This is a genomic window from Pseudarthrobacter chlorophenolicus A6 (assembly GCF_000022025.1).
Lineage (GTDB): Bacteria > Actinomycetota > Actinomycetes > Actinomycetales > Micrococcaceae > Arthrobacter > Arthrobacter chlorophenolicus.
Map to the genome: position 1 here is coordinate 1,854,308 of NC_011886.1, position 26,923 is coordinate 1,881,230.

At 67.4% G+C, this 26,923-nt stretch carries 26 protein-coding genes, 6 tRNA genes and 1 riboswitch; of the genes, 13 read left to right on the top strand and 19 right to left on the bottom strand.

Features of this window, described 5'->3' with window-relative positions; translation table 11 throughout:
- Nucleotides 1-10 precede the first annotated feature (10 nt).
- The 9 genes from ACHL_RS08300 to ACHL_RS08340 all read right to left on the bottom strand — a co-directional run bounded on the left by ACHL_RS08300 (nt 11) and on the right by ACHL_RS08340 (nt 10,267).
- A complete protein-coding gene (locus ACHL_RS08300) occupies nt 11-2,188 on the bottom strand; it encodes a 3-hydroxyacyl-CoA dehydrogenase NAD-binding domain-containing protein (protein ID WP_015936854.1) in 2,178 nt (725 codons plus the stop codon).
- On the bottom strand, nt 2,185-3,480 hold the full coding sequence (locus ACHL_RS08305; protein ID WP_015936855.1) for a thiolase family protein: 1,296 nt from the start codon (nt 3,478-3,480) through the stop codon (nt 2,185-2,187). The genes ACHL_RS08300 and ACHL_RS08305 overlap by 4 nt, the downstream gene beginning before the upstream one ends.
- 126 nt (nt 3,481-3,606) lie before the next feature.
- Nucleotides 3,607-4,938, bottom strand: coding sequence for an HRDC domain-containing protein (locus ACHL_RS08310; RefSeq protein ID WP_015936856.1), 1,332 nt, complete (start codon nt 4,936-4,938; stop codon nt 3,607-3,609).
- 70 nt (nt 4,939-5,008) lie between these two features.
- Nucleotides 5,009-5,659, bottom strand: a complete 651-nt coding sequence (locus tag ACHL_RS08315; protein ID WP_015936857.1) for a DUF3000 domain-containing protein — start codon at nt 5,657-5,659, stop codon at nt 5,009-5,011.
- Nucleotides 5,660-5,714: 55 nt separating this feature from the next.
- Complete coding sequence (locus tag ACHL_RS08320) at nt 5,715-6,812, bottom strand: threonine aldolase family protein (RefSeq protein ID WP_015936858.1); 1,098 nt, start codon at nt 6,810-6,812, stop codon at nt 5,715-5,717.
- Between the two features lie 74 nt (nt 6,813-6,886).
- Nucleotides 6,887-7,621: an SDR family oxidoreductase gene (locus tag ACHL_RS08325; RefSeq protein ID WP_015936859.1), complete on the bottom strand. Its 735-nt coding sequence runs from the start codon at nt 7,619-7,621 to the stop codon at nt 6,887-6,889.
- On the bottom strand, nt 7,618-8,982 hold the full coding sequence (locus tag ACHL_RS08330; protein ID WP_015936860.1) for a DUF6421 family protein: 1,365 nt from the start codon (nt 8,980-8,982) through the stop codon (nt 7,618-7,620). Before ACHL_RS08330 ends, ACHL_RS08325 begins: the two co-directional genes overlap by 4 nt.
- A gap of 242 nt (nt 8,983-9,224) precedes the next feature.
- A complete protein-coding gene (msrB, locus tag ACHL_RS08335) occupies nt 9,225-9,761 on the bottom strand; it encodes a peptide-methionine (R)-S-oxide reductase MsrB (RefSeq protein ID WP_015936861.1) in 537 nt (178 codons plus the stop codon).
- A 14-nt stretch (nt 9,762-9,775) separates the two neighbouring features.
- A complete protein-coding gene (locus ACHL_RS08340) occupies nt 9,776-10,267 on the bottom strand; it encodes a hypothetical protein (protein ID WP_015936862.1) in 492 nt (163 codons plus the stop codon).
- Between the two features lie 137 nt (nt 10,268-10,404).
- On the opposite strand from ACHL_RS08340, the gene ACHL_RS08345 reads away from it, so the two are divergent.
- Nucleotides 10,405-11,682, top strand: a complete 1,278-nt coding sequence (locus tag ACHL_RS08345; protein WP_015936863.1) for an alpha/beta hydrolase family protein — start codon at nt 10,405-10,407, stop codon at nt 11,680-11,682.
- Nucleotides 11,683-11,711: 29 nt separating this feature from the next.
- Here the strand turns inward: ACHL_RS08345 and ybaK are convergent, their stop codons facing one another.
- Genes ybaK through ACHL_RS08360 form a run of 3 tightly spaced genes read right to left on the bottom strand, consistent with a single transcriptional unit; the run spans nt 11,712 to nt 13,634 of the window.
- Nucleotides 11,712-12,206, bottom strand: a complete 495-nt coding sequence (gene ybaK, locus ACHL_RS08350; RefSeq protein WP_015936864.1) for a Cys-tRNA(Pro) deacylase — start codon at nt 12,204-12,206, stop codon at nt 11,712-11,714.
- A 12-nt stretch (nt 12,207-12,218) separates the two neighbouring features.
- Nucleotides 12,219-12,683: a SufE family protein gene (locus tag ACHL_RS08355; RefSeq protein ID WP_043794568.1), complete on the bottom strand. Its 465-nt coding sequence runs from the start codon at nt 12,681-12,683 to the stop codon at nt 12,219-12,221.
- A gap of 27 nt (nt 12,684-12,710) precedes the next feature.
- The gene (locus ACHL_RS08360; RefSeq protein ID WP_015936866.1) at nt 12,711-13,634 is read right to left on the bottom strand and encodes a sulfurtransferase; all 924 of its coding nucleotides are present in this window, start codon (nt 13,632-13,634) and stop codon (nt 12,711-12,713) included.
- 242 nt (nt 13,635-13,876) lie between these two features.
- Between ACHL_RS08360 and zapE the strand changes: the two genes are divergently transcribed.
- Nucleotides 13,877-14,914 carry a cell division protein ZapE gene (gene zapE / locus ACHL_RS08365; protein ID WP_015936867.1) on the top strand — a complete coding sequence of 346 codons (1,038 nt, stop codon included), beginning with the start codon at nt 13,877-13,879 and terminating at the stop codon, nt 14,912-14,914.
- Nucleotides 14,915-14,965: 51 nt separating this feature from the next.
- Here zapE and ACHL_RS08370 read toward each other — a convergent pair whose 3' ends face one another.
- The 7 genes from ACHL_RS08370 to ACHL_RS08400 form a co-directional block, all read right to left on the bottom strand.
- Nucleotides 14,966-16,222 carry a benzoate/H(+) symporter BenE family transporter gene (locus ACHL_RS08370; protein ID WP_015936868.1) on the bottom strand — a complete coding sequence of 419 codons (1,257 nt, stop codon included), beginning with the start codon at nt 16,220-16,222 and terminating at the stop codon, nt 14,966-14,968.
- Nucleotides 16,223-16,428: 206 nt separating this feature from the next.
- Nucleotides 16,429-16,692, bottom strand: coding sequence for an antitoxin (locus ACHL_RS08375; RefSeq protein WP_015936869.1), 264 nt, complete (start codon nt 16,690-16,692; stop codon nt 16,429-16,431).
- A 175-nt stretch (nt 16,693-16,867) separates the two neighbouring features.
- Nucleotides 16,868-16,939, bottom strand: a tRNA-Val gene (locus ACHL_RS08380).
- A gap of 38 nt (nt 16,940-16,977) precedes the next feature.
- A tRNA-Gly gene (locus ACHL_RS08385) sits at nt 16,978-17,050 on the bottom strand.
- A gap of 51 nt (nt 17,051-17,101) precedes the next feature.
- Nucleotides 17,102-17,173 (bottom strand) — tRNA-Val (locus ACHL_RS08390).
- Nucleotides 17,174-17,215: 42 nt separating this feature from the next.
- Nucleotides 17,216-17,286, bottom strand: a tRNA-Cys gene (locus ACHL_RS08395).
- A 45-nt stretch (nt 17,287-17,331) separates the two neighbouring features.
- A tRNA-Gly gene (locus tag ACHL_RS08400) sits at nt 17,332-17,404 on the bottom strand.
- A 325-nt stretch (nt 17,405-17,729) separates the two neighbouring features.
- On the opposite strand from ACHL_RS08400, the gene ACHL_RS08405 reads away from it, so the two are divergent.
- The 11 genes from ACHL_RS08405 (at nt 17,730) to ribA (ending at nt 26,921) form a co-directional block, all read left to right on the top strand.
- A tRNA-Val gene (locus ACHL_RS08405) sits at nt 17,730-17,801 on the top strand.
- 105 nt (nt 17,802-17,906) lie between these two features.
- Nucleotides 17,907-18,767: a cytochrome P450 gene (locus ACHL_RS08410; RefSeq protein WP_015936870.1), complete on the top strand. Its 861-nt coding sequence runs from the start codon at nt 17,907-17,909 to the stop codon at nt 18,765-18,767.
- Between the two features lie 51 nt (nt 18,768-18,818).
- Nucleotides 18,819-19,433, top strand: coding sequence for a peptide deformylase (gene def, locus ACHL_RS08415; protein WP_015936871.1), 615 nt, complete (start codon nt 18,819-18,821; stop codon nt 19,431-19,433).
- On the top strand, nt 19,430-20,350 hold the full coding sequence (fmt, locus tag ACHL_RS08420; protein WP_015936872.1) for a methionyl-tRNA formyltransferase: 921 nt from the start codon (nt 19,430-19,432) through the stop codon (nt 20,348-20,350). Before def ends, fmt begins: the two co-directional genes overlap by 4 nt.
- Nucleotides 20,347-21,930: an RsmB/NOP family class I SAM-dependent RNA methyltransferase gene (locus ACHL_RS08425; RefSeq protein WP_015936873.1), complete on the top strand. Its 1,584-nt coding sequence runs from the start codon at nt 20,347-20,349 to the stop codon at nt 21,928-21,930. Before fmt ends, ACHL_RS08425 begins: the two co-directional genes overlap by 4 nt.
- Nucleotides 21,931-21,980: 50 nt before the next feature.
- Nucleotides 21,981-22,661: a ribulose-phosphate 3-epimerase gene (rpe, locus tag ACHL_RS08430; protein WP_015936874.1), complete on the top strand. Its 681-nt coding sequence runs from the start codon at nt 21,981-21,983 to the stop codon at nt 22,659-22,661.
- Between the two features lie 39 nt (nt 22,662-22,700).
- Nucleotides 22,701-22,859: riboswitch (FMN riboswitch) on the top strand.
- A 94-nt stretch (nt 22,860-22,953) separates the two neighbouring features.
- Nucleotides 22,954-23,673: a nicotinamide riboside transporter PnuC gene (gene pnuC, locus ACHL_RS08435; RefSeq protein ID WP_015936875.1), complete on the top strand. Its 720-nt coding sequence runs from the start codon at nt 22,954-22,956 to the stop codon at nt 23,671-23,673.
- Nucleotides 23,673-24,794 carry a bifunctional diaminohydroxyphosphoribosylaminopyrimidine deaminase/5-amino-6-(5-phosphoribosylamino)uracil reductase RibD gene (gene ribD / locus ACHL_RS08440; protein WP_015936876.1) on the top strand — a complete coding sequence of 374 codons (1,122 nt, stop codon included), beginning with the start codon at nt 23,673-23,675 and terminating at the stop codon, nt 24,792-24,794. Before pnuC ends, ribD begins: the two co-directional genes overlap by 1 nt.
- Nucleotides 24,794-25,474: a riboflavin synthase gene (locus ACHL_RS08445; RefSeq protein WP_015936877.1), complete on the top strand. Its 681-nt coding sequence runs from the start codon at nt 24,794-24,796 to the stop codon at nt 25,472-25,474. Before ribD ends, ACHL_RS08445 begins: the two co-directional genes overlap by 1 nt.
- Nucleotides 25,471-26,193, top strand: a complete 723-nt coding sequence (gene ribB / locus ACHL_RS08450; RefSeq protein ID WP_015936878.1) for a 3,4-dihydroxy-2-butanone-4-phosphate synthase — start codon at nt 25,471-25,473, stop codon at nt 26,191-26,193. Before ACHL_RS08445 ends, ribB begins: the two co-directional genes overlap by 4 nt.
- Nucleotides 26,190-26,921, top strand: coding sequence for a GTP cyclohydrolase II (gene ribA / locus ACHL_RS08455; protein ID WP_015936879.1), 732 nt, complete (start codon nt 26,190-26,192; stop codon nt 26,919-26,921). The genes ribB and ribA overlap by 4 nt, the downstream gene beginning before the upstream one ends.
- Nucleotides 26,922-26,923 lie beyond the last annotated feature (2 nt).

Sequence of the window (26,923 nt, forward strand, 5' to 3'; positions counted from 1 at the left end):
CGCGGCAGACTTAGTTGGAACCCGGAACCGGCGCCACGCCAGACGCCACGCCCGGCGGAAGGAACCGCTTGCCGTTGACCCGCTCCGAGGCGCCCACGCGGTCGAGGTACGGCGTGATGCCGCCCAGGAACATGGGCCAGCCGGCGCCGAGGATCATGCAGAGGTCGATGTCTTCCGGTCCTGCCACCACGCCTTCGTCCAGCATGAGGCCGATCTCTTCCGCCAGGGCGTCCTGCGTGCGCCGCAGCACCTGGGCGGCAGTGGAGGGGCTCGTGCCGAAAGACATCAGCGAGAGAGTGGCGTCCGGGATGGCAGCCGAACCGTCCGGTCCAGTCTCCCAAAGGCCCTTCACCCCGTTGTCGATCAGCTTGTGAAGGTTGGCGGAAACTGGGAACCGGTCGCCGAAAGCAGCGTTCAGCGACTCCTGGACGTGCTGGGCCACCGGCAGCCCCACCATGGCCAGCAACGTGAAGGGGGACATCGGCAGGCCCATCGGCTTCAGGGCACCGTCCGCCACGTCGGCCGGCGTCCCTTCATCGAACGCGGCCGTCACCTCACCCATCAGGCGCAGCAGGATCCGGTTGACCACGAAGGCGGCGGCGTCCTTGACCAGGACGCCCGTCTTCTTCAGGCTCTTTGCCAGTTCGAAGGCGGTGGCCAGGACCGCGTCAGCGGTCCGCGGGGCACGCACGATTTCCAGCAGGGGCATCACGGCAACCGGGTTGAAGAAGTGGAACCCCACCAGCCGTTCCGGATGCTGCAGGTCCTCGGCCATGGCCGTCACCGAAAGCGACGACGTGTTGGTGGCAAGGATGCAGTCCTCGGTGACAACGGCCTCCAGTTCGGCGAACACCTGCTTCTTGACGCCGAGTTCCTCAAAGACCGCTTCGATCACGAAATCAGCATCCGCGAAGGCTTCCTTGGACACCGAACCGGACACCAGGGCCTTGGTGCGGTTGGCGGCGTCCGCGCTGATCCGCTTCTTGGCCAGCAGTTTGTCCACCTCGCCGTGGACGTAGCCGACGCCCTTGTCCACACGGGCCTGGTCAATGTCGGTCAGGACCACCGGTACCTTCAGTTGGCGGGCAAACAACAGCGCCAGCTGGCCGGCCATCAGGCCTGCTCCCACCACACCGACTTTGGTGACGGGGCGGGCAAGCTTGCGGTCGGGGGCGCCGGCAGGACGCTTGGAGCGTTTCTGGACGAGGTCCAGGAAGGCGTAGACGGTGGCGCGGAACTCATCTGTCTGCATCAGCCCGGCCAGCGTTTCGCATTCGAGGGCCGCCGACTCGGACTGGCTCATGGTGCGGTTGGCTTCCATCAGGTCCAGCACCTTGCCCGGGGCAGGCGCCGCGTTGGAGGTCTTGGACCCGACGAACTTCCGCCCGGCCGCCACTGCGGCCGCCCAGCGTTCCGCGACGTCCGGGCGGGAGGGATCGACGGCGTTGGCGCGTTCCGGAACCAGCTCGCCGGAGATGACCTTCGCTGCCCACGCAACGGACTGCTCCAGGAAGTCGGCGGGCTCGAACAGGGCATCGGCGACGCCAAGGTCGAAGGCCTGCGGGCCGCTGAGGGTCCGGTTGTTGCTGAGCGGGTTCTCGATCATCACCTTGACGGCGTTCTCCGGCCCCACCAGGCGGGGGAGCAGGTAGACGCCGCCCCAGCCAGGGACCAGCCCCAGGAGGGCTTCGGGGAGGGCCAGGGCACCGGCACCGGTGGACACCGTGCGGTAGGTGGACTGCAGTGCGATTTCCAGTCCGCCGCCCAGGGCGGTGCCGTTGATGAAGGCGAAGCTGGGAACGCCCAGGTTGGCCAGCGTTGCATACACATCGTGGCCCAGTTGGGCCATGTGGAGCCCGTGCTCGCGCTCTTCCAGCGATTTCACGGCAGAGAGATCGGCTCCGGCCACAAGGTAGTAGGGCTTGCCGGTAACGCCGACGCCGGCGATCTCACCGCGGGCGGCACGGCCCCGCAAGCCTTCCAGCACCGTGCCCAGTTCCACGAGGGTGTTGGGACCCAGCGTGGTGGGTTTGCTGTGGTCCAGTCCGTTGTCCAGCGTGACCAGGGCGAACGTCCCGGGGCTTTCCTTGCCGGGGGCAGCGGGAAGCGGAATGTCCTGCACGTAGGAATGCGTGACTGTTTCATTGGGGAACAAGCTGGCGAAGTCGGTGAAATCTGCGGCGCTCATGCTGTGGCTCCTTCGGTCTGGACTGCTGCCGGGGCGGTTGTTGCTGATCCTGTGGTGCCGGTGCCGCCACTGTAATCGGCGTGGTGCGGGTTTTCCCAGATAACAGTCCCGCCCATGCCCAGCCCCACGCACATGGCGGTGATGCCGTAGCGGACAGACGGATCCTCTTCGAACTGGCGGGCCAGCTGGGTCATCAGCCGGACGCCGGAGGAGGCAAGGGGGTGGCCCACGGCAATCGCCCCGCCGTAGCGGTTGACCCGCGGGTCGTCGTCGGGAATGCCGAAGTGGTCCAGGAAGCTCAGGACCTGGACGGCGAACGCCTCGTTGATCTCGAAGAGGCCGATGTCGCCGATGGCGAGGCCCGCGTTTTGCAGTGCCTTCTCGGTGGCCGGGACCGGGCCGATGCCCATCACCTCAGGCTCCACGCCGGCGTAGGCGTAGCTGACCAGCCGCATTTTCACCGGGAGGCCCAGTTCAGCCGCCGCTTCCCCCGAGGCCAGGACGGCGGCGGTGGCGCCGTCATTGAGGCCCGCGGAATTGCCGGCGGTAACGCGGCCGTGCGCGCGGAAGGGAGTGCGGAGCGCGGCGAGGTCGGTGACGGTGGTCCCGGGGCGCGGCGGTTCGTCCACGCTGTGCACGGTCCAGCCCTGGCCCGGTTTCCGTCCGGCTACCGGTACCAGGTCGGGCTGGATTCGGCCCTCGCGGTAGGCAGCGGCCAGCTTGTCCTGGGATGCCACGGCGTAGGCGTCGCTGCGCTGCTTGGTGATGGCGGGAAAGCGGTCGTGCAGGTTTTCGGCGGTGTTGCCCATGTTCAGGGCGGCGGGGTCCACCAGTCGTTCGGACATGAACCGGGGGTTCGGGTCGGCGCCGGATCCCATGGGGTGGTTGCCCATGTGCTCCACTCCGCCGGCGATAACCACGTGGTATGCGCCGAATCCGATGCCGCCGGCCGTGGACGTCACGGCGGTCATGGCACCGGCACACATGCGGTCCACGGCGAAGCCCGGAACGGTGCGTGGCAGTCCGGCCAGCAGCGCGGCGGTCCTGCCCAGGGTGAGGCCCTGGTCGCCGGTCTGGGTGGTGGCGGCAATGGCCACCTCATCCACCCGCCCGGGCGGCAGCGAGGGGTTCCTGCGCAGCAGTTCGCGGATGCATTTCACGATCAGGTCATCGGCGCGGGTACCGGCATGGATTCCCTTCTCACCGGCCCGGCCGAAGGGCGTGCGGAGGCCGTCAACAAAGACGACGTCGCGGACAGTGCGCCGGGTGGCGCCGCTTCCGGTGTGGCTCACGTGTAACTCCTCATCGAGACGTAGGCGCCGCGCACATGCCGAAGGACGGCAGGTGTGCGGCAGTACGTCCGATGTTACTCGCGAGTAACTTAGGCTGCAAGGCCGGTGTGGAACGGTGTTGGAAGGCTAGCTGCCCGCGGTGACCGCGGCCTTCGGCTCTTTGGGCGGAAGCGGCTGGGGGTCCAGGAAGGCGCGGGTGATGAGCGGGGCTGTGAGCTCCACCTGCCACTCGCGCGCACCGAGTCCGCGCAGTTCCGAGGCCACCGATTCTTCGCTGACCGCAGCCGGCGGGCGCCAGGCAACCCGTCGGAGAAAGTCGGGCGTGAGCAGGTTTTCCACCGGAAGGTTCAGCTGGTCGGCGCGTTCCTGCAGCAGCGGCCTGGCTGTGGCGAGCCTCGCTGCAGCCTCGGGGTCGCGTTCGGCCCAGACCCTGGGCGGGGGCGGGGCGTTGGTTGCCAGGTGCAGCGGGGGAAGATCGTCCAGGTCCCGGGCTGCGGCGATGCATCGGAGCCAGCGCGGAGCCTCACGCTGCGCCGCCCTGCCGTGGAAGCCTTTGGTTCCCAGAAGCTGGGGAACGGTGGAGGGCATCGCTTTGGCGGCGGACACCAGTGCGGAGTCCGGGATCAGCCGGCCGGGTGCGACGTCGCGCTTGCGGGCCAGCGAGTCGCGTTCCAGCCACAGCTCCCTGACGGCGGCCAGCTGGCGCCGGTCCCTGATTTGGTGCAGGCCGGACGTTTTCCGCCAGGGGTCCAGCCGGGGCGGCGCGATGCCCGCTGCAAGGATTGCGGCAAACTCCTGCTCGGCATACTCGAGCTTGCCGTCGGCCTGGAGCAGTTCCACCAGCTCTTCCCGCAGCTCACTGAGGACCTCGACGTCGAGTGCTGCATAGCGGAGCCACGGCTCCGGGAGGGGGCGGGTGGACCAGTCGGCGGCGGAGTGTTCCTTGGCCAGGCCGAAACCGAGAAGCTGTTCGATGACGGCGGCAAGGCCCACGCGGGGAAGCCCTGCCAGCCGGGCAGCCAGTTCCGTGTCGAAGAGCTTGTCCGGCCACATCCCCAGCTCCGACAGGCAGGGAAGGTCCTGGGTTGCCGCGTGCAGGATCCACTCGACGCCGCGGAGGGCATCGTTGATGATGGCGAGGTCGTCAAAAGGCTCGGGATCGATCAGCCAGGTGCCGGCGCCCTCGCGGCGGATCTGCACCAGGAAGGCACGCTGGCCGTAGCGGAACCCGGAGGCCCGCTCTGCGTCCACACCGGCCGGTCCGGTTCCTGCGGCGATGGCGGCTGCGCAGCGTTCCAGCCCGGCCTGGGTCTCGATGACCAGGGGGACGCCCTCACGGGGTGCGTCGAGTTCGATGATTTCGGGGATGGGGCTGTCGAAGCCCTCCACGGTGATATGGGGTGCGGTATCAGCAGCCGGAGCGCCGGCCGTGGTGTTTTCCGGGTTGTTAGGGGTCATGATGCCCCCAGTTTACCGGTCCTGAGCTCCGGCGGTCCGCTGGCGGGCTCCCGGCAGGGCTGGACGGGCGTCAGTTCCGGCGCCGTTGCGGCAGGGGCGTGACGCCGTCGGGGAGGGGCGGAAGGCCCGCGAAGGTGCACACCATGTCGGACCACGCTTCGAGGTGTGCCGTGACGTCCGGTGTTGCGGGGGTCCAGGATGCCCGCAGTTCGATGTCGATGGTCCCGGGCCGTTCGGAGAGGGTCCCGAAGCTTTCGGACAGGACCCTGGTGGCGGTCCCGCCCGCGGCCCGGTAGGGTGCGTTGTGGTTTTCCAGGGCTTCCACCAGCCAAGTCCAGGCCACCGTTCCGAGCATCTCGTCGTTGCCCATATCCGGTTCGAGCTCCGCACGGATGTAGGTGACGATCCTGAACTCCCCGTCCCACACTGCCGAGCCTTCGGGATCGTGCAGCAGGATAAAGCGCCCGGTGGCGAGCTCCGTGTCGCTGTCCTCCCCGGTCCCGGCAGCCGCCAGGGCCATTGCCGCCGGCCCGTGCAGGGGAGGTGCCGGGGCTCCGGCGCCCTGGGCCATGACTTCCGCGCCGAGGGCGACGGCGAAGGGTGCCAGGCGGGCCGGCGCCGGGATTTCCGCGAGGTGGAGTTCCTTGCGGCACCGGGCTTTCCTGAGGGTTCCCAGGGCACGGAGGAAATCCGGGGGAACCTGGTCAAGTGCGTTCACCATGGCAGATTACGCAACCCTTCAGCGCTGTCCGGGGAGGCTCGCCGTCATGTGGGTCTCAGCCGGCCTGCCCGCCGCGGTAGTCGCGCAGTTCGTGGCGGATGGCGGCAATGAACGAATCCACGTCCTCTTCGGTGGTGTCGAAGGAGCACATCCAGCGCACTTCCCTGGCGGCTTCGTCCCAGTCGTAGAACCGGAAAGATGCGCGGAGCCGGTCCGCCACTCCCTCAGGCAGCACGGCAAACACCCCGTTGGACTCTGTCTTCTGGGTGGGCCGGACGCCGTCGATGGTGTCCACGGCGGCGCGAAGCCTGGACGCCATCGCGTTGGCATGGGAAGCCGAGCGCAGCCAAAGGCCGCCTTCGAGCAGGGCGATGAACTGGGCGGACATGAAACGCATCTTCGATGCCAGTTGCATATTCATCTTGCGCAGGTACACCAGGCCATGGGCGGCTTCGGGGTTCAGCGCCACCACCACCTCGCCGAACAGCAGGCCGTTCTTGGTGCCGCCGAAGGAAAGGATGTCCACGCCGGCGTCCCGGGTGAACGCCCGCAGCGGCACCTGCAGGTGGGCTGCGGCGTTCGCCAGCCTGGCACCGTCCATGTGCAGCTTCATGCCCTTGGCGTGGACATGGTCGGCGATGGCGCGCACTTCCTCCGGTGTGTAGCACGTGCCCAGTTCGGTGGTCTGGGTGATGGAGACCGCCAGCGGCTGGGCGCGGTGCTCGTCGCCCCAGCCCCATGCCTCCCTGTCGATCAGCTCCGGAGTCAGCTTTCCGTCCGGGGTGGGGACCTGCAGCAGTTTCATGCCGCCGATGCGTTCCGGTGCCCCGTTTTCGTCCATGTTGATGTGGGCGGTGGATGCGCACACCACCGCTCCCCAGCGGGGGAGCAGGGACTGCAGCGAGAGGACGTTCGCTCCCGTTCCGTTGAACACGGGGAAGCATTCGATGCCGGGCCCGAAATGTTCTTCCATGACCGCGTGCAGCCGGGACGTGTAGTCGTCCTCGCCGTAGGACACCTGGTGGCCTTCGTTGGCGGCGGCAAGCGCCGCGAGGATCTCGGGATGGACGCCGGAGTAGTTGTCCGAGGCGAAGCCCCGCACGTTGGGGTCGTGCAGCCGAAGGGCCGCACCCGTTTCTGCTGTGGTTGTCATGCCTTTGCTCACATTCCCAGTCTATGTATGGCTTGCGGAGGAGGGGTGTCCCTGCGCGGCGGGATCCTTCCGGGTCACGGAGCCAACCGGACCCGGGTGCCGTTCAGTTCCGCCGCCGGGGTGCCGAAAAGCCCCACCACCGCCTCCGCGAGTTCGGCCACATCCGTGGCTCCCGGGAACGACCGCTCCGGGTGGCTGCGGCGCAGCCCGTCATCCACGAGGGCCTTCACCACGAGGACGACGGCGGCTGCCTGGCCGCCGTCGTCGGCGGCGGCCACGCGGCGGAAACCGTCCGCCACGGCCATGGTCCACGCCTCGGCGGCAGCCTTGGCAGCCACGTAGCTGGCCACGCCGGCTGCCGGACTTTCCACGGCAGTGGAGGAAACCATGGCGAACCTGCCGTGCGGGGAGGCGGCAATGTCATCAAAGAACACCCGGGTGATGTTGCGCAGCGTCGTGACGGCCCCCCGCTCGAGGAAATCCCAGTCCTCGTCGGACTGGTCGGGGATTCCCTGCGCTCCCCGCCATCCGCCCACCAGGTGGATGACGGCGTCGACGGTCCCTGCCTGGAGCGCGACGTCGTCGCGGAGCCGCCTGACGTCGTCGAGCCTGGCGAGGTCGCACGTGAGGGGCGTAACGCCGTCGCCGGCCTGTTGTGCCGCTGCCTCGATCCGTTGCGGATCGGAACCCACCGTGATCACCCGGTGCCCGGCCGCGCGGAGGGCACCGGCCACCGCTACGCCGGACGCTCCGCTGCCGCCGGTGACGAGGACGGTGAGGGCAGGCAGCGTCCGGGAGGTTTCCCTCACAGCGCCGAGCTGCCGGTGATGCCTGCGGTGGACTCGATGACAGGGCGCATTTTCTTCTCCAGTGCCTCGTAGAACATGGACAGGGGGAATTCGTCGTCCAGCACCTGGTCGGTGAGGCCCCGCGGGGCACCGGTCAGGGGGAGGGCGTCCGGGCCCTTTGCCCAGACCGAGGCCGGGTTGGGCGTGACGGTGCCGGAAATGAGTTCGTAGGCGGCCAGCCAGTGGGCGGTCTTGGGCCTGTCGATGGAGCGCCAGTAGAGATCGTCAATCCGGGCGCCCAGCGCCATCACCGCGTCCGGCACCCCGTCCCAGTCGATGGTCAACCGGGTATCGGTCCAGTGCAGGACGTGCTGCTGGTGCAGCCAGGCGAACAGCAGTTGGCCGCCCAGGCCGTCGTAGTTGCGGACGCGGCTGCCGGTGATAGCGAAGCGGAAAATGCGGTCAAAGATCACGGCGTACTGCACCAGCTTGGCGTGCCGGCGTGCTTCGGGATCCGCGTCGTCGTCCTTCTCGATGCGCACCGATTCCCGGAAGGCTGTGAGGTCGCAGCGGAGTTCCTCCAGTGAGTACAGGAAGAAGGGCATGCGCTGCTTGATCATGAACGGATCGAAGGGCAAGTCGCCGCGCATGTGGGTCCGGTCGTGGATCAGGTCCCACATGACGAACGTGGCCTCGGTCAGGTCCTGGTCGGCCAACAGCTCAGCGGCGCCCGCGGGCAGTTCCAGGCGGGTGGTTTCCGCTGCAGCCTTGAGGACGCGACGGAAGCGGGCGGCTTCCCGGTCGGCAAAGATGGCGCCCCAGGTGAAGGTGGGCGTGCTGCTGACCGCCACGGTCTCCGGGAAGAGGACGGCGGAGTTGGTGTCGTAGCCCGCGGTGAAGTCCACGAACCTGATGGGGACAAACAGTTTGTTGGAGTAGTCACCGGCCTCCAGGCCCGCGATGAACTCGGGCCAGATGACCTCAACCAGGACGGCCTCCACCAGGCGGCTGCTGCTGCCGTTCTGGGTGTGCATGGGGAAGACCACCAGGTGCTGGAGGCCGTCCTGCCGCTGCTCCTGGGGCTGGAAGGACAGCAGTGAAGAGAGGAAGTCCGGAACAGCGAATCCGCCTGCCACCCAGGCTGTGAAGTCGGCGCAAACGGCATCCAGGTATTCGGCGTCGTACGGAAAGGCGGGGGCAAGGGCCCGGACGGCGTCCACGATGCTGTCAACGTGCAGTTCCGCCGTTGCGTGGCTGGCCCCGTCCGGCACGGAGCCATCCGGAGCCTGCAGGCCCTGAAGGGCCGACGCTGCGGTCCGGAGGCGAATCCAGTCCTGGTTGTCCGCGGAAATCCGGGGGACGGCGGTGAGGGTTTCAGTCATCGTCGCTGCCTTTCTGGGCGTTGCTTGCTTCTCTCTTCGGAGCGTAGCAAGCAACAAGCAGAACTAATCTGAAAAGTGGTTGAGGCTAAGAAAGACTGTTTCTCAACTCGGTGGTCAGCTCGTTGAGCCCGTCCTGCGCTGGGGGCTGGCCGCTCCGGGCACCGCCGTGAATGGGTTTGGTGGCCCGGCGGGCGGGAGCGGCCTGGTGACCGCCGCGCCGCCCGCCGGTGCCGGCGTCTGGATCAGCCGGCCGTTGCGCCATCCGCCGGCTCTGCCCCGTCCTTCGGGACGAGCCGCAGCGAGACGGAGTTGATGCAGTAGCGCTGGTCCGTGGGAGTGCCGTAGCCCTCGCCGTCGAACACGTGGCCCAGGTGCGAATCGCACGCGCCGCAGCGCACCTCTACGCGGTCCATTCCCATGGTCCGGTCGTGGATGTAGCGGACCGTACCCTCAGCCAGCGGGGCCCAGAACGACGGCCAGCCGCAATGCGAATCGAACTTCTCGTTGCTGGTGAACAGTTCCGTCCCACAGGCCCGGCACTGGTAGACGCCCGCAGTGTGCGTGTCCCAGTACTCGCCGGTGTAAGGGCGCTCGGTGCCCGCCTGCCGGAGGACGCGGTACTCCTCGGGCGTCAGTTCCTCGCGCCACTGCGCGTCGGACTTCTGCACGGCGGGCGCAGTGCGGCCGTCTTCCCCGCCGGTGCCGTGGGAATCGGCTGCCGGGTCCGCTACGGCGTGGGTGGCCTTGTTTCCGAAAATGTTGTTTCCGAAGATACTCATGTTGTGGTCAACGCCTAGGAGTCGCCGATAAATCCCGATCCTGCGTACAGGTGCAGGACGGGGATGCCGAGCTGGTCCTGGGCCTTGTTCGCCCAGTCAGTGTGGAAGGTATCGGCCACCGCGTGCGGCCGTGTGATGACCACTGCCTGCGTGGCTCCGGTATCCCGGACCTTGGCCACCAGTCCGTCAACGGCGCCGCCGTCCACCACTTCGCCGTCGACTCCTGTGCCCAGTCCTTCCAGGGCGGCAAGCGAGGCGGCCAGGGTTTCCGTGGCGTGGGCCCGTTCCTCGGCGGGGTCCGGCGCGCGGGAGGTCAGTTCGCGGAAGGCCGCGGCAATTTCCAGGAGGGAGAGGTGTTCGAGGAAATCCACCAGCAGGTGCCGTTCGGTATTGGCCGGCACAAGGACCAGCAGCCGGGAGGCTGCTCCGTCCACCAGGCGTTCGATGTTCAGGCGGTCGTCCGCCCCCAGTGGCTCTTCGGTCAGGATGACGATGGGTTCACTCATGGCCTTAGCCTAGCCCTGTGCGTGGGGCGCCGCACTCACCTGTACATGGGCCTGTCACGGTCTGCGGGGAACGGCCCACACAGGACCCGCCCGGCCCGGAATGCGGTGATCCTTCCACTGACGGTAAGAATAGAAGCATGGCTTCTTACCTGCGGACGCGCCCGGAGCACACTGCCCAGACCCCGGAAACAGGGGGCATGTCGCTGCGGACCCGATGGGCCATTGCCGGTGCCATCGCGGGCAGTTCCCTGACCGGGCTCCTGGCAGCGGGTTCGTCTGCGCTCGCCGTGTATTTTGCCCGGCGCGTCATTACGCCGGCGCGGCAGCGGACGTCGGACCAGGAGGTCCTTGCGGTCATCCGCGACGGGCAAAAGCAGCAGGTGATCCTGGCCGCCACGGACGACACCACGGTGGATGGCCGGTACGGATTCTATTTCGACGGCGGCAAGGGGCACGCCAGGATCGGCCGCATCATTTCCTATTCGCCGGCGGAACGGACGGTACTGCGCGAGGTCGAAGCGGTCTACGCCGGAGACCTTTCCGCAGCCCGCTGGGGCTGGTGGAGCGGCGCCCTCTACCCGGACCCTGCCGCCGTCGGCTATTCAGCCGAGGAGGTGGCCATTCCCGTGGAACGCGGCGAGGCGCCGGCCTGGCTGGTCCGCGCCGGCGGGACCGCGCGGACGTGGGCGCTCATGGTCCACGGCCGCGGCGCCAGCCGGCAGGAAGCACTGCGGGCGGTGGGTCCGGCGCTGGAGCTGGGGCTCACCAGCCTGCTGCTGTCCTACCGCAATGACGGCCTGGCACCATCGGCGGATGACGGCCGGTACGGGCTGGGTTCCACAGAATGGCAGGACATCGAGGCGGCGATCGGATACGCCCTGGACAACGGCGCCGAGGAGGTTGTGCTCTTTGGCTGGTCCATGGGCGGGGCCATCTGCCTGCAGGCAGCGGACCTGGCCCGGTACCGGCACCTCATCCGGGCCATGGTCCTGGACGCACCGGTGATCGACTGGGTCAACGTCCTGGCCCACCATGCTCAGCTGAACCGGATTCCCTCGCTGGTGGGCCGGTACGGGCAGCTCATGCTGGGCCATCCGCTGGGACGCAGGCTGACGGGCTTGTCCGCGCCTGTGGACCTCAAGGCCATGGACTGGGTCTCCCGCGCCGTTGAACTCCGGACCCCCACACTGATCCTGCACAGCGTCGATGACGAATACGTGCCCTACAAGCCGTCAGCGCTGCTGGCCGAGCGGAACCCTGAAATGGTGACCTTCGAAGCCTTCAACCACGCGCGGCACACGAAGGAATGGAACGTGGATCCCGAGCGCTGGGAGCGGCTGGTGAAAGCGTGGCTGCGGCAGCAGCTCGCGCCGCGCCTCAACCCCGGTGCCCGGCCGGGGGAGCAACCTGTCTGATCAACCTGTCTGATCAGCGCGGCAGGCAGCTATGCGTTACTGCCGATCGGCGCAGTGACAGCGTCTGTCAGCCGGACCAGGTCCAGCGGTGCAAGCTCGATGTCCAAGCCGCGCCGGCCGCCGGAGACGAGCATGGTGTCCAGTTCCAGGGCAGAGGAATCGAGCACTGTGGGGGAGGGGAGCCGTTGGCCAAGCGGCGAGATGCCGCCCAGCACGTAGCCGGTGCGGCGTTGCGCGGCGGCCGGATCTGCCATGGCGGCCTTCTTTGCCCCCATCGCCGCAGCGAAGGCTTTCAGGTCCAGGGTCCCGCTGACGGGGACGATGCCAACGGCCAGCCTGCCTTCAACCTCCACCATCAGGGTCTTGAACACCCGTGCCGGATCGATCCCCAGGACTGCGGCCGCCTCCGCCCCGTAGCTGGCTGCGGCCGGATCATGGGAGTAGGGGTGCAGCACGAAGGAAACCCCGGCGGCGGCGAGTGCCGCCGTGGCCGGGGTTCCCTGTGCAGTGCTTTTGCGCGCCACCTGCTCGTGGCCTCAGGCGCGGACGCCGGACGCTGCAGCTACCTTGCGCTTGATCCTGCCCAGCATCGCCGTCATGCCCCTCATCCGGAGCGGGGTGATAGCCCGGGTGAGGCCCAGCAGTTCGGGCATGTCATCCGGTACGGAAAGGATTTCCGCCGCCGAGAGTCCGTCCAGGCCTTCGTGCAGCACCCCGGCGAAGCCACGCGTGGTGGGCGCTTCGGCGGGGGCTTTGAAAAAGAGCCGGACTGCGGTGCCGGGGCCGTCGCTGCCGTCCTTTTCCGTTTCGATGGTGAGGAACAGCGGTGACTGGCACTCCACCACCTGCTCCAGGAGCTCCGGGTGGTCGGTGAGCCGTTCGGGAAGTTCCGGAAGCCCCTCCGAGAATTCGAGCAGCAGCTGCAGCCGCTCGGGCTCGGACAGGGCCTGGAAGTCGTCCACTATCGCCGCGAGGGCGGAAGGCAAGGCTTGAGTAGTCATCATGGCCAGTTTACGCGGGAGCTTTCGTCAGACTCCAACGGCGGCGGGAAAGGAGCCGCGCTCCGCGCCCTTGACGATGGGCACGCGGACGGCGTTGCCCCACTCGGTCCAGGAACCGTCATAGTTCCGGACGGACTCGAAGCCCAGCAGGAACTTCAGTGCGAACCAGGTGTGGCTGGAACGCTCGCCGATGCGGCAGTAGGCCACCACGTCGTCGCCCGCCACAAGGCCGGCTTCGCCGAGATAGATGGCGTCCAGCTCTTCCCGGCTGCGGAACGTGCCGTCTTCGGCCGCTGCACGGGCCCACGGCACGGAGGCAGCAGTGGGGATGTGGCCGCCGCGCAGTGCGCCCTCTTCCGGGTAGGCCGGCATGTGGGTGCGCTGACCGGTGTATTCCTCGGCGGAGCGGACGTCGATCAGGGGCTTGCCCAGGTGGGCCAGCACGTCGTCCTTGAAGGCGCGGATGGGGGCGTCGTCGCGTTCCACCACGGGGTAGTTCCCCGGAGCGGGCGCCGGCTTGTCTTTGGTCAGGTCCCGGCCTTCGGCGACCCACTTATCCCGGCCGCCGTCGAGCAGGCGCACGTCCTGGTGGCCGAACAGGGTGAACACCCACAGGGCGTAAGCGGCCCACCAGTTGGACTTGTCGCCGTAGATCACCACGGTGCTGTCCCGGGAGATGCCCTTCGAGGCCGCCAGCTCAGCGAAGGCCGCGCCGTCAACGTAGTCGCGGGTGACGTCGTCGTTCAGGTCGGTGTGCCAGTCGATCTTTACCGCACCGGCGATGTGGCCGGTTTCGTACAACAGCACGTCCTCGTCCGATTCGACGACAACCAGTTCACCGTTGGCAACGGCGCCGCTCTCCAGGGCGGCGGCAAGCCACTCGGTGGAAACCAGCCGCTCCGGGTGGGCGTAGGCGGCGAACTTTTCATTCTGTTCAACGGGGTAGGGCATGGTGTTGGCCTTTCATCGAGGACACGGGAGGGCCGCGCAGTGCGGTAAACGGCTCCTGCATGGGGACCTTTCCCCACACTATCCAGCGGCAGATGCGTTGTCCGTATTCCGTTAACAGGACGAAATGTTGGCTTCGTCACGCCTGATGGTCCCGGTGATGCTGCGCGCGGACGCCGCGCCCGGACGGGGACCCGGGAGCCGGTATCCTTTCTGGGGACCACCTACCAGCAGAACGGACCACCTTGGTACAGATCGAACAGCTTGCGGCGCGCACTCCTGCAGTGTCGGTGAACGAACTCCTTAAGGGTTTCTATCCATCGCCGCGGTTTGGCCAGGTGTCCTTCGCCAGCTACCGTCCGGACCCGAAGCAGCCCAGCCAGGCTGCTGCCGTCCAGGCCCTGGAGGGGTTTGCCGGCAACGTGGCACCGTCTGACGGCGGCGGGCTCTTCAAAAAACTGTTCGGCAAGAAGGACAGCTCGCGTGCCGGCATCTACCTGGACGGCGGATTCGGCGTGGGCAAGACCCACCTCCTCGCTTCGCTGTGGCACGCCGCCCCCGGACCGAAGGCCTTCGGCACGTTCGTGGAGTACACCAACCTGGTGGGCGCCCTGTCTTTCCGCAAGACCGTGGATGCGCTGAGCAGCTACAAGCTGGTGTGCATCGACGAGTTCGAGCTCGACGATCCCGGCGACACCGTCCTGATGTCCCGGCTCATGCGCGAACTGGCCGACGCCGGCGTGAAGCTGGCTGCCACCTCCAACACCCTGCCCGGCTCCCTGGGTGACGGCCGCTTCGCCGCCGTGGATTTCCAGCGCGAGATCCAGGTCCTGGCGGACCAGTTCGACGTTATCCGCATTGACGGCGAAGACTTCCGACACCGCGGCTTGCCGGCAGCGCCGGCCCCGTTGAAGAACAGCGAACTGTCCTCCCACATGAAGGCCGAGTTCGACGGCAAGACGGTGGCCCAGGACGAGTTCAGCACCCTGATCCACCACCTCGCGGGCGTGCACCCCAGCCGGTACCGCCAGCTCATCGACGGGATCGACGGCGTGGTGTGGCGCAACGTGGAAACCATCACCGAGCAGTCCGTGGCGCTGCGGTTCGTTGTCCTGGCAGACCGTCTCTACGACAAGGACGTCCCCATCCTCGCGAGCGGCGTGCCGTTCGACAAGCTCTTCACCGAGGAAATGATGGCCGGCGGCTACATGAAGAAGTACTTCCGTGCCGTGTCCAGGCTCACCGCGCTGGCCCGCGAAGGCCAGAACCACGAACCGTCCTAGCGCCTCCGGCGGGGCTTCGCTGCCCCGCGCGGTGGCCCTCGCCGGCGACTCCTAGGCGCCGTCCTCCGCGCCTGCGGGCCCGCCGTCCAGCAGTTCCCGCTCCCGGCGGGGGACCAGCAGCGTCCTGACCAGCAGGCCGGCAAGGAGCGCCCAGAACGCCGGGCCTATCCCGGCGAACGCGAGCCCCGAAGCGGCCATCAGGAACGTGACTGCCGGGGCGATGCGGTCCTCGGCATCAGCCAGCGCCGACGAGACGGACGCCGCCAGCGTGCCCAGGAGCGCCAGCCCGGCCACCGCTTCCAGCATGCCCGCCGGGGCTGCAGTGACCAGGGTGACCAGCGCGGCCGAGAATGCGGCCAGGACCAGGTAGGCCAGCCCGGAGGTAAAACCTGCAACCCAGCGCCTGCTGCGGTTGCTTCCGGCTTCCTCACCGGCAGCAAGGGCAGCGCTCAATGCGGCAAGGTTGATGGCATGGCCGCCGAACGGCGCGCCCAGGACGGTGCCGGCACCTGTCACCAGCATCGATGCCCGCCACGGCGTGGAAAAGCCGAACGAGCGCAGCACCGCCACGCCCGGAACGTTCTGGGACGCCATGGTGACCACGAACAACGGCAGGGCAATGCCCACCATGGCCTGCAGGCTGAAGGACGGCGTGGTCCACACGAGTTGCGGCAGCACCCCGCCCGTTCCTGGTCCCGTGCCGGTGGCAGCCAAGGAGAAGGCGATCACTCCCAACGCCACGAGAAGTGCCGCGGGCACAGCCCAGCGCGGGGCGAACTTCATCATGAGCAGCCAGCAGGCAATGACCGGAGCCACGAAAAGCGGAACGGTACCCAGGGCGGTAAACGGAGCCAGGCATAGCTGCAGCAGGACTCCGGCCAGCATTGCCTGGGCGAGTGACGCGGGGATCCGCGCCATCAGCCGGCCGAGGGCAGGGATAAGCCCGGTCAGTGCTATCAGCACCCCGGCGGCAAGGAAGGCTCCGACGGCGGCCGGCCAGCCGCCGTCGGGCGTTCCGGAGGTGGCGAGCAGCGCTGCGCCCGGCGTGGACCAGGCAAGCGTGACCGGTACTTTGGACCGCCAGGCAAGCAGCAGGACGCCGACGCCGACGGTCAGGGTCAGGGCCAGCAGTCCAGAGGCAGCCTGGGCCGGGTCGGCACCTACTGCCTTAAGCCCGGCGAGGACGACGGCGAAGGACGATGTGAACCCCACCAGGGCCGTGACAACACCCGCAACAACTGGCCGGGAATCGAACGTGGAAGTACTGGCCGAACGGCCGGTGGAGGTGGGTGCGGAAGACTTCGCCATACCGGCAGGTTATCCGGGGTTGCGGCCCGGGTGGCAATTGTGGAGCGCGATGCACCCCTGGGCGTCCTGGCCGGCGGCCAGGCCATCGCCCGGGCCAGCCGCGCCGGCCGGCTGTCCGGGCTATTAAACGCCAAAGGCGCGGGTGCCGCCTCCCGGCGGGACCCGCGCCCTGTTGACGTGCTGGGGCAATGCCCCGGCCGAGATCCTTACGGAGTCCTGTCAGCCGGCGGTGCCGGGTTGACGGGATTGACCGGGGGGACCTGCTCTGCGGCAGGTGCCTGGCCAGGGGTCCCATTCTTGTCCACGAGCTTGGAAGCGCCATCCTGGATCTTGTCGACGTGGCCGGCGTACTTGCCACCGGTCTTCTGGTCGACGAAATCGCCGGCTTTGGTGATGCCGTCCTTGATGGTCTGCTCGTTTCCGCGGATAAGACCCTGTGCCTTGCCCTTTAGATCGTCAATCAGTCCCACGAGCACCTCCCTTCGGTCGCGGAGCCAGGTCGCTCCTTGCGCAATCGATCCTAGACCCGCGGGAGGGCAGTTCCAAGGAGATTGGAGAGATTTGGCGTTCGCCCGCAGCGGATGACCTCCAACAGGGCAATAAAAAGGCAACAAAAAAGCAGCTCTTTACGAGCTGCTGTGAGTGTGGGCGATACTGGGATCGAACCAGTGACCTCTTCCGTGTCAGGGAAGCGCGCTACCGCTGCGCCAATCGCCCGGAAACCGGAGGACCGGCCAATGGGTTGTAAAAAAGAGAGCGGACGACGAGATTCGAACTCGCGACATCCACCTTGGCAAGGTGGTGCTCTACCAGCTGAGCTACGTCCGCAATTGCGTTCCGGCCGGAGCCGGACTGCTGTTGGCAAGTTTCCTTGCCGAGTGGGCGATACTGGGATCGAACCAGTGACCTCTTCCGTGTCAGGGAAGCGCGCTACCGCTGCGCCAATCGCCCATGCTGATTCGGAGGGTATCCGAAAAACCATGGTTTTCACCGAGGTGGGTACGGGATTCGAACCCGTGTATACGGCTTTGCAGGCCGCTGCCTCGCCTCTCGGCCAACCCACCGTGTAAGCCCCGGTTTAGCAACCGTTGCCGTGACAGTGTCCTGCGAGCGGACGACGAGATTCGAACTCGCGACATCCACCTTGGCAAGGTGGTGCTCTACCAGCTGAGCTACGTCCGCAGTTTGGAGGTTTGATTCCTTGCCGTTTCGGCATTTCCTCGCTTCCAACGAGTAAAAACAATATAGGAGGTTCCGGGAAAGTCCAAATCGGCTGGTCCGGCTGCTTCGCTCATGCCCCTGCATCCCAGTAATGGCGCGGGATGGAGCGACTTACAAGCATGTAATTCCTGCATCCCGGGCCGCCCTTGCCGCTGCGGCATGTAGGAATGTGGAGTGTGTATCAATGGACGGGCGGCGGAAACGGGGCATCCCGCGGGGCGTTCTTCGGGAGCCGGAGGCCGATTTTTGAAATGGCCTCCGGGTGGGCTAGCATTCAAATGCATCGGGGCGATTGGCGCAGTGGTAGCGCGCTTCGTTCACACCGAAGAGGTCACTGGTTCGAACCCAGTATCGCCCACCGCATAAGGTCCGTTTCCGCTCATCAGCAGCGGAGGCGGACCTTTTTCATGCCCGGGCCTTGTTCCCGGAGATGTTGTCGGACCCCTGTGAAAGAGTCTTTTGTATGACTGATCCGCTCCTCGCCCATGCCACCGAATATGGCCGGATGTATGCCCGGTCCACGTCGGAGCAGTTCTCCGTGCCTTCCATCACCACAGTCATCAGCCAACAGCCGCATGGCCTGGACGGCTGGTTTGGCTACATGGGGGCAAGCAGCCTGGCCAAGGACCCGCTGTTGTCCGATTGCCTGGGCAGCCCTGCAAAGATCAAACAGGCCATCAACCGGGCGGCCAAGGCCGCTGAGGCTTATCGGGACGATGCCGCGCGCCGCGGGGACCGTGTCCACACCTACTGCGAGCAGGTTGCCCTGCGCGCACTGGGACGTCCGCATGCCATGAAGGAAGCGCGGGAGGCGCTGGCCGCCAACGGGGAGGAAGCCTTCGCCGTACGGTTCGATGAATGGTGGGACCTTTTCCGGGTGGAGCCCCTCGCTCCGGAAATCACTGTGTGGAACAAGGCAGTGGGGTACGCCGGCACCCTGGACCTGGTGGCACGGATTAATGGCCGCATCTGCCTCATCGACTACAAAACCAAGGGCACTACCCGGGACGGCCAGGTCAAATCCCTCGACGACAAAGTGGTGATGCAGCTGGTAGCCGGCATGAAGGCCGAGGAGAGCCTGGTGGATCCGGTGGCCGGAACCTGGGAACCGTGGAAGTACGGGGAAGACCCTGTCCTGCTGGCGGTGGCCATTGGCGAAACAGAGGTCCGCCCGGTGCGGGCCAACCCCGAGGTCCTCAAGCACCACTGGTGGAAGTTCTGCGCACTGCGTCGCGTCTGGGAACTCTCGGCCGACACCATCAGTGCCGGCACCGCGCTTCTCCCCATCGCCCCGCCGCCGCTGGCCCAGGCCCGCACCGCCTAGCACCTAAACTGGTTTGGTCCCATTGCCGCCAACCGTGAGGAAAATCCGCGCATGGCTATTCTGAATATCCGCATCATCGGCGATCCCGTGCTCCGCACTGTGGCCGATCCTGTGACGGAATTCGGGCCTGAACTTGCCAAGCTGGTCGCCGACATGACCGAAACCATGGAAGACGTCGATGGCGCCGGCCTTGCCGCGCCCCAGATCGGTGTCAGCAAGCGCGTATTCACCTACCGGATTGACGGCGTCGAAGGGCACATCATCAACCCGGTACTCGAAAACAGTGACGACTACCAGCCGGACCATGTGGAGGGCTGCCTGTCCATCCCGGGCCTTGGCTTCCCCGTGCGCCGTTTCCGCGCCACCCGCGTCACCGGCGTGGACATGCACGGGAACCCCGTCTCCCTCGAAGGCGAGGGCATGCTGGCCCGCTGCTTCCAGCACGAGAACGACCACCTGGACGGCGTCCTCTACACCGACCGGCTGGAGGGCGAGGACCGGAAAGCCGCCCTGCGCTCCATTCGCAACGCCAACTACGACTCCGTGGCGGAGCGCACCACAGCCAAGCGTGCCAAGACCGTGGGGTCCAGCTTCGGTGGAGCGAGCTTCGGCGGACCCGGGGCAACGGGACAGTCTTCCGGCTCCAGCTTTGGTAACGCCGGGTGAGGGTCCTTTTCGCGGGGACTCCCGCCGTCGCGGTTCCCTCCCTGGACGCCCTCGTCGAGGCAGGATTCGACGTCGTTGCCGTCCTGACCCGCCCCGACGCTCCGATCGGCCGCAAACGCGTCCTCACGCCGTCGCCGGTCGCCGCGCGGGCCGCTGAACTCGGGCTGGATGTCATTTACGCCGCAAAGGTTGACGACGCCGCCATCGAACAGATCTCGGCCGCTGCCCCCGATGTCGCCGCCATCGTGGCCTACGGCGGGCTGGTTCCCCCGGCAGCCCTGGCCATTCCACGGCACGGATGGATCAACCTGCACTTTTCGCTGCTGCCTGCGTGGCGGGGTGCCGCACCCGTGCAACGGTCGGTCATGGCCGGCGACGACGTCACCGGGGCGGTGACCTTCCAGCTGGAAAAGGGGCTCGATACGGGACCGGTGTTCGGCACCCTCACCGAGGCCGTCGGCCCGGAGGACACGTCCGGCCAGCTCCTGGAACGGCTCTCGCACAGCGGCGCCGTCCTCCTGGCGCAGACCCTGTCCGCAATCGAAACAGGCAAGGCATCTGCGGTGCCCCAGGCCGGAGACGTGTCGCTGGCGCCAAAGCTCACCCTGGAAGACGGGCACCTGAACTGGCACCACCCCGCCCTGGCCATCGGCCGCCAGGCCCGGGGCGCCACCCCCGAGCCGGGAGCCTGGACGCTCCTGGACGGCCAGCGGGTAAAGCTCGATCCTGTGCGGCTGCGCCCGGATGTCGAGGACCTCGCACCGGGTGCCCTGGCGTTTCACGGCAAGAGCGTGCTGGTGGGCACCGGCTCCCACGCGGTGGAGCTGACCCGCATCCAGCCCGCCGGAAAAAAGATGATGGCCGCGCCCGATTGGGCCCGCGGCATTGGTTCGCTGGAAGGCGTGGTATTCGAATGAGTGGATCCGGTACGAATTCCGGTGGTGCACAGCAGGGCCGTCCGTCCGGCCGCGGGCGCGGCGCGGGCCAAAACGGCCGCGGCCAGGGCGGCCCCCGGGACAACAGCCGCCGTGACGCCCAGGGCCGGGAGCGGAACCGCGGCCCGCAGCGGAACTTCACCGAAAACGCGCCCGCCCAGCGCACCCGCCGGGCGGACCCCGCCCGGTTGGTGGCATTCGAGGTACTCCGCGCCGTTGCACAGGAGGACGCCTACGCCAACCTCGTGCTGCCGGCCCGGATCCGGCAGCACCGGCTGGACAAGCGCGACGCCGGGTTCGCTACCGAGCTGAGCTGTGGCGCGCTGAGGGGACAGGGAACCTACGACGCCGTCCTGGCGCGCTGCGTCGACCGGCCGCTGGACCAGCTCGACCCCGCAGTCCTGGATGCGCTGCGCATCGGCGTTCACCAGCTTCTCGCCATGCGCGTCCCCGCCCATGCGGCACTCGACCAGACGGTGGGTCTTGCCCGCGCCGTCATTGGTGCAGGACCCTCCGCCCTGATTAACGCGGTCCTCCGCAAAGTCAGCGCCCACAGCCTGGATGAGTGGCTGGACGTGCTGGCAGCGGACGAAACCGACGAAACCCGCATCGCGTCACTCCGCCACGCCCACCCCGAATGGATCGTCCGGGCCATGCGCCAGGCACTGGTGGCCCACGGCCGCCCCGTCGGGGAAATCAACGCCCTGCTCGAAGCGGACAACGCGGCGCCGGTGGTCAACCTCGTGGCCCTTCCCGGCCTGGGGAACCTCGACGAAGCGCTTGAAGACGGCGCCACGCCTGGTGAACTTGTTGAAGGCTCTGCGCTGTCCAGTGGTGGAGACCTTGGACGGTTGTCCTCGGTACGCGCAGGCACCACCCGGGTACAGGATGTCGGCTCGCAACTGGTGGCCCGGGCGATGGCTGCGGTGGAGCTGGGAACCGCCGGGCCCGATGACGCAGCGCCCGAAGCCTGGCTCGACCTCTGCGCCGGACCGGGCGGGAAGGCGGCCCTGCTCGGTGCCCTTGCCCGGGAACGCGGCGCCACGTTGCTGGCCAACGAACCCGCACCGCACCGCGCCAAATTGGTCAAACAGGCATTGTCCGCCGTCCCGGAAGACACCTGGCAGGTACGCACAGGTGACGGCCGCGAGGTCGGCGCAGAGCACCCCGGATCCTTCGACCGCGTCCTGGTGGATGTGCCCTGCAGCGGCCTGGGGGCACTGCGCCGCCGGCCCGAATCCCGCTGGCGCCGCTCGCCCAAGGACCTGGCGGACCTCGGGCCGCTGCAGCGCGACCTGCTCTCGTCGGCACTGGCAGCTGTCCGGCCCGGGGGAGTGGTTGCCTACGTGACGTGCTCACCGCATCCTGCCGAAACCACTGCCGTGGTGTCGGACGCCCTGCGGAAACGCGACGACCTGGAACTCCTTGACGCGGGGGCCGCACTCGACGCCGTCAGTCTCACCGGAAACCTGGGTGCCGGGCATGAAATGACAGCGCAGCTGTGGCCCCATCTCCACAGCACCGACGCCATGTTCCTGGCCCTGATCCGGAAAAAGGCCTGACGCCGACGCTTCGGCACACGTACCCGAGCCACCCTTCGAAAGGCATCCCCGTGACGCAATGCTGCATCAACCCGAGCATCCTCTCGGCCGACTTCGTCAACCTTGAGGCCGAGCTGAAGCGCATCAGCAACGCCGACGCCGTGCACGTGGACGTCATGGACAACCATTTCGTCCCCAACCTCACCATCGGACTGCCGGTGGTCCAGCGGATCCAGGCGGTCAGCCCCGTTCCCCTGGACGCCCATTTGATGATCGCCGACGCCGACCGCTGGGCGCCTGGCTTCGCGGACGCGGGCCTGGCCTCGGTTACGTTCCATGCGGAGGCGTCCATCGCGCCCATCAAGCTGGCCCGTGAACTCCGCAACAGGGGTGCGAAGGCCGGCATGGCACTGCGGCCGTCCACCCCCGTGGAACCGTACCTGGACATGATGTCCGAACTGGACATGCTCCTCATCATGACTGTGGAACCCGGGTTCGGCGGCCAGGCCTTCCTCGACGTCACCCTCCCCAAGATCCGCCGCGCCCGCGCCGCCATCGACGGTTCCGGCATCGGTGTGGCCATTCAGGTTGACGGCGGAATCACAGAGGAAACCATCACCCGCGCCGCGGAAGCCGGAGCCAACGTGTTCGTGGCAGGTTCCGCCGTCTACGGAGCCGAGGACCCCGGCGCCGCCATCGACAGGCTCCGCGAAGCAGGCAGCCGTTCGTTACGGAACGCGACGGCGGAATAAGAAGGAGCCACACCCTGTTGTGGCACAATAACAACACACATACGTGCTCCGGGGTCGGTGTAAGTCCGAACCGGCGGTGATAGTCCGCGACCCGCGAACCGGTGGTTTCTCCTGGCTGGCCAGGAGAAGTCCCGCGAACGGTTGAACCGGTGAAATTCCGGTACCGACAGTTAAAGTCTGGATGAGAGAAGCACGTACAGCTGTATCTTCGGGGCCCGTGGGCTCCGAAGCGTTCTGCTGTCGTATACCCCCGGAGCCATCGCGGTTCTGACAGGGAAGGAACGACACATACATGGACCTCCTGCGATGGCTCTTTGACGCTCAGATCCCCGTGGGGGGATCTGTCCTGATATTGAGAGAAGTGCTGGGCAACATTTTCGGCCTGGCAAGTGCATTCGGCGGCATGCGCCGCAAAGTCTGGGCCTGGCCAGTGGGCATTGTTGGCAACCTGCTGCTGCTGACGGTGTTCCTGGGCAACGTCTTCGGCTCCGCCACACCCGCCACCCTGTGGGGGCAAGCCGGCCGCCAGGTGATGTTCATCGCCGTGGCAGCCTATGGCTGGCACCGCTGGAAGCAGGGCCGCAGCGCCGGTGGCGGGAACACCGCCGTCGTGCCCCAATGGGCCAGCAACCGGACCCGCCTCATCCTCGCCGCCTCGCTGGTGGCTGGCACCGCTGCCTTGACCCCGTTGTTTGACACCCTCGGGTCCTACCCGCCGGTGTGGGCTGACGCCTGGACCTTCGTGGGATCGCTCCTGGCCACCTACGGCATGGCGCGGGGCTGGACCGAGTTCTGGCTGATGTGGGTGGCCGTGGACATCGTGGGTGTCCCGCTCCTGTTCAGCGCCGGATATTACGCCAGCGCCTTCATGTACCTCTTCTACGGCTTCTTCACCCTCGCCGGATTCTTCGTCTGGTGGAATGCCTCCCGCAAGGGTGGCACAGCGGCCGGGCACGAACAGCAGCCGGCCTCGGTGGAGACCGCCTTTCCGGACCCGCGGGTGAAGCTCTGATGGCCGCCGAACTCCGGGTGGCCGCACCCTTCACCCCCGCGGAAGTCCAGGCCATGGAACACGCGCTCGAAGCAGCCCTGCAGGGGCCGCGCGGCGCGAACCCCCTGGTGGGCGCCGTCGTCGTAAGCCCTGACGGCCGCGAACTTGCCACTGGCTACCACCGCGGCGCGGGCACCGCGCATGCCGAGGCTGATGCCGTGGCCCGTGCCCGGGAAGCAGGCGTGGACCTTGCCGGATGCACCATGGTGGTCACCCTCGAGCCCTGCAACCACGTGGGCCGGACGGGACCGTGCACGGAAGCGATCATCGCTGCCGGCATCACCGATGTTGTCTACGCCGTGGACGATCCCCACGACCCCGCAGCCGGCGGGGCAGCCACCCTGCGCAACGCCGGTATCTCTGTCCGCAGCGGCCTGGCCGCGGCGGAATCCCTCGAACTGAACCGCCGGTGGTTCGAGGCGGTAGCAGAAAAGCGGCCCTTCACCACCCTCCACATCGCCCAAACGCTCGACGGACGGATTGCCGCCGAAGACGGCACCAGCCAGTGGATCTCCAGCCCGGAATCCCTGGCGGACAACCACGGGATCCGGAGCCGCATCGACGCCATCCTGGTGGGAACCCAGACCGTCGCGGTGGACAATCCCCGCCTGAATGCCCGGGACGCCTCCGGCAACCCGGCAGCGAGGCAGCCGGTCCGCGCCGTCATGGGCCTTAGGGACATTCCCGAGCACGCCGCGATCCTGGGCGATGACGGACTGGCTGTCCACCTTCCCACTCGGGATCCGCGCGAGGCATTGACCACCCTGTACGCCTCCGGAACCCGCCACGTCATGGTGGAGGGCGGTTCACGGATCCTCAGCGCGTTCCTCACCGCAGGGCTGGTGGATGAACTGATCGTCTACCTGGCACCCACACTGCTCGGTTCCGGAACACCGTCGCTGGACGGGCTGGGAGTCAGCACCCTCCCGGACGCCCAGCACTGGGAATGGGACGCTTCCGACGGCGGTCCCGTGCGGACGCTCGGCCGCGACCTGAGACTTCACCTGAAACCGCAACGCCACGTTGCACTTGACCCACAACCGTCCCGCGAAGCTGCGCGACAAGCCCAGGGAGGCTACTGATGTTTACCGGAATAATCGCCGAACAGGGAGAGGTGCTCGCCGTCGAGCGGGACGGCGACACCAGTGCCACCGTCCGGCTCCGGGCCCCCGGCACCACCGAAGGGCTGGCCCTGGGCGGCTCCATCGCCGTCAACGGCGTATGCCTCACCGCAACGGCCATCGACGGCAAGGAATTCAGCGTCGACGTCATGGGCGAGACCCTGGTCCGGAGCACCATCGGCGAACTGGCCGCAGGCGACGCCGTCAACCTGGAACGCTGCGTCCCCGCAGGAGGGCGGCTGGACGGCCACGTGGTGCAGGGCCATGTGGACGGCGTCGGCGTCCTCCTGGAACGCGAGCCGCAGGGCAACTGGGAACGGCTCCGCTTCGGCGTGCCCGCCAACCTGGCCCGCTACATTGCCGAGAAGGGTTCCATCGCCATTGACGGCGTCTCCCTGACCGTGACGGCCGTCAGCGCCGCCACGGAGGAACAGCCGTGGTTCGAAGTGGGACTGATCCCCACCACCCTGGCCGAGACCGGTCTCGGCACCAAGACCACCGGAAGCCGGGTCAACCTCGAAGTGGACGTCCTCGCCAAATACACCGAACGCCTGCTCTCGTTCCGCAGCGTCAGCACCGGGGACGCTGGCGCCGCCGGTACCGGGAACACCGTTGCGGCAGCACCGGGCGGTGCCCGGTGAACGCGACAGCGCGCCTGGAACCCGGAGCAGTGCCGGCCGTGATTCCCGCCCGAGGCCTGGATTCCATCGACGACGCCGTCCGCGCCATGGCAGCGGGCAAGCCGGTCCTGGTGGTGGACAACGAGGACCGGGAAAACGAAGGCGACATCATCTTCGCAGCCCAGCACGCCACACCCGCGCTGATGGGCTGGACCATCCGCTACAGCTCCGGCGTCATCTGCGTGCCGTTGACGGGCGAGCGGGCTGACGCCCTGGAGTTGCCGCCCATGACGGCAGTCAACGAGGACGCCAAAGGCACGGCCTATACGGTGTCCTGCGACGCCGCCATCGGTGTCAGCACCGGAATCTCCGCCACAGACCGTGCCCTCACGGCGCGCGTCCTGGCGGATCCGCAGGCCCTCCCGGCGTCAGTAACCCGCCCGGGGCATATTTTTCCGCTTCGTGCGGTTGACGGAGGTGTGCGGGAGCGCCAGGGCCACACCGAGGCCGCGGTGGACCTGTGCCGCCTGGCGGGACTCGAGCCGGTCGGCGTCATCGCGGAAGTGGTGTACGACGACGGTGAGATGATGCGCCTGGACGGGCTCCGTTCGTTCGCAGCGGAACATGGGTGCCCTTTGGTCTCCATCGAGGACCTGGTGGCGTATCTTGAAGCCGGGACCGGGGGAGGCCTGGATCAGAATGTCCGGACTGTTCCGGGCGGAGAAAAGGAGAAGCGATGACTGCAGCGGCAGCCAGCGACGACAGCCAGAACGGACACCGGAAGCACCACGCCGGCAACGGCGGGGCACCGCACCCCGTCAGCGGCGGTCCCATTGTGCAGCTTCCCACCGCATTCGGTGACTTCGTGGCGCAGGCATGGACGGACCTTGTAACAGGCGTGGAGCATCTGGCCGTCAGTTCGCCCAACCCGCCCAGCGACGGAAAGGCGCCGCTGGTGCGCCTGCATTCGGAGTGCCTCACCGGTGACGTTTTCGGCTCGTACCGGTGCGACTGCGGCGAACAGCTGGCCTACGCCCTGGAGCTGATCCATGAACACGGCGGCACCCTGCTGTACCTGCGCGGCCAGGAAGGCCGCGGCATCGGCCTGGCCAACAAGATCAAGGCCTACGCGCTGCAGGAAGCCGGTTTCGACACCGTCGAGGCCAACGAACAGCTGGGCCTGCCGGTGGATGCGCGCTGCTACAAGGCCGCCGCCCAGGTGCTTGCCGAGATGGGCCTGCACGAGGTCCGGCTCCTGAGCAATAACCCGGACAAGCAGAACCGCCTGGCCAAGGCCGGCGTCAAGGTGGTGGAGATGGTTCCCACCGAGGTGCCGTCCCGCGAGCAGAACATCCGGTACCTGCGCACCAAGAAGGACCGCATGGAACACCGGCTGCTGCTTGACACCGGGGCCCACCCCGTGCCGGTACCGGGCCCTGACGGTCCGTTCCGCCACGAACAAGACTGACC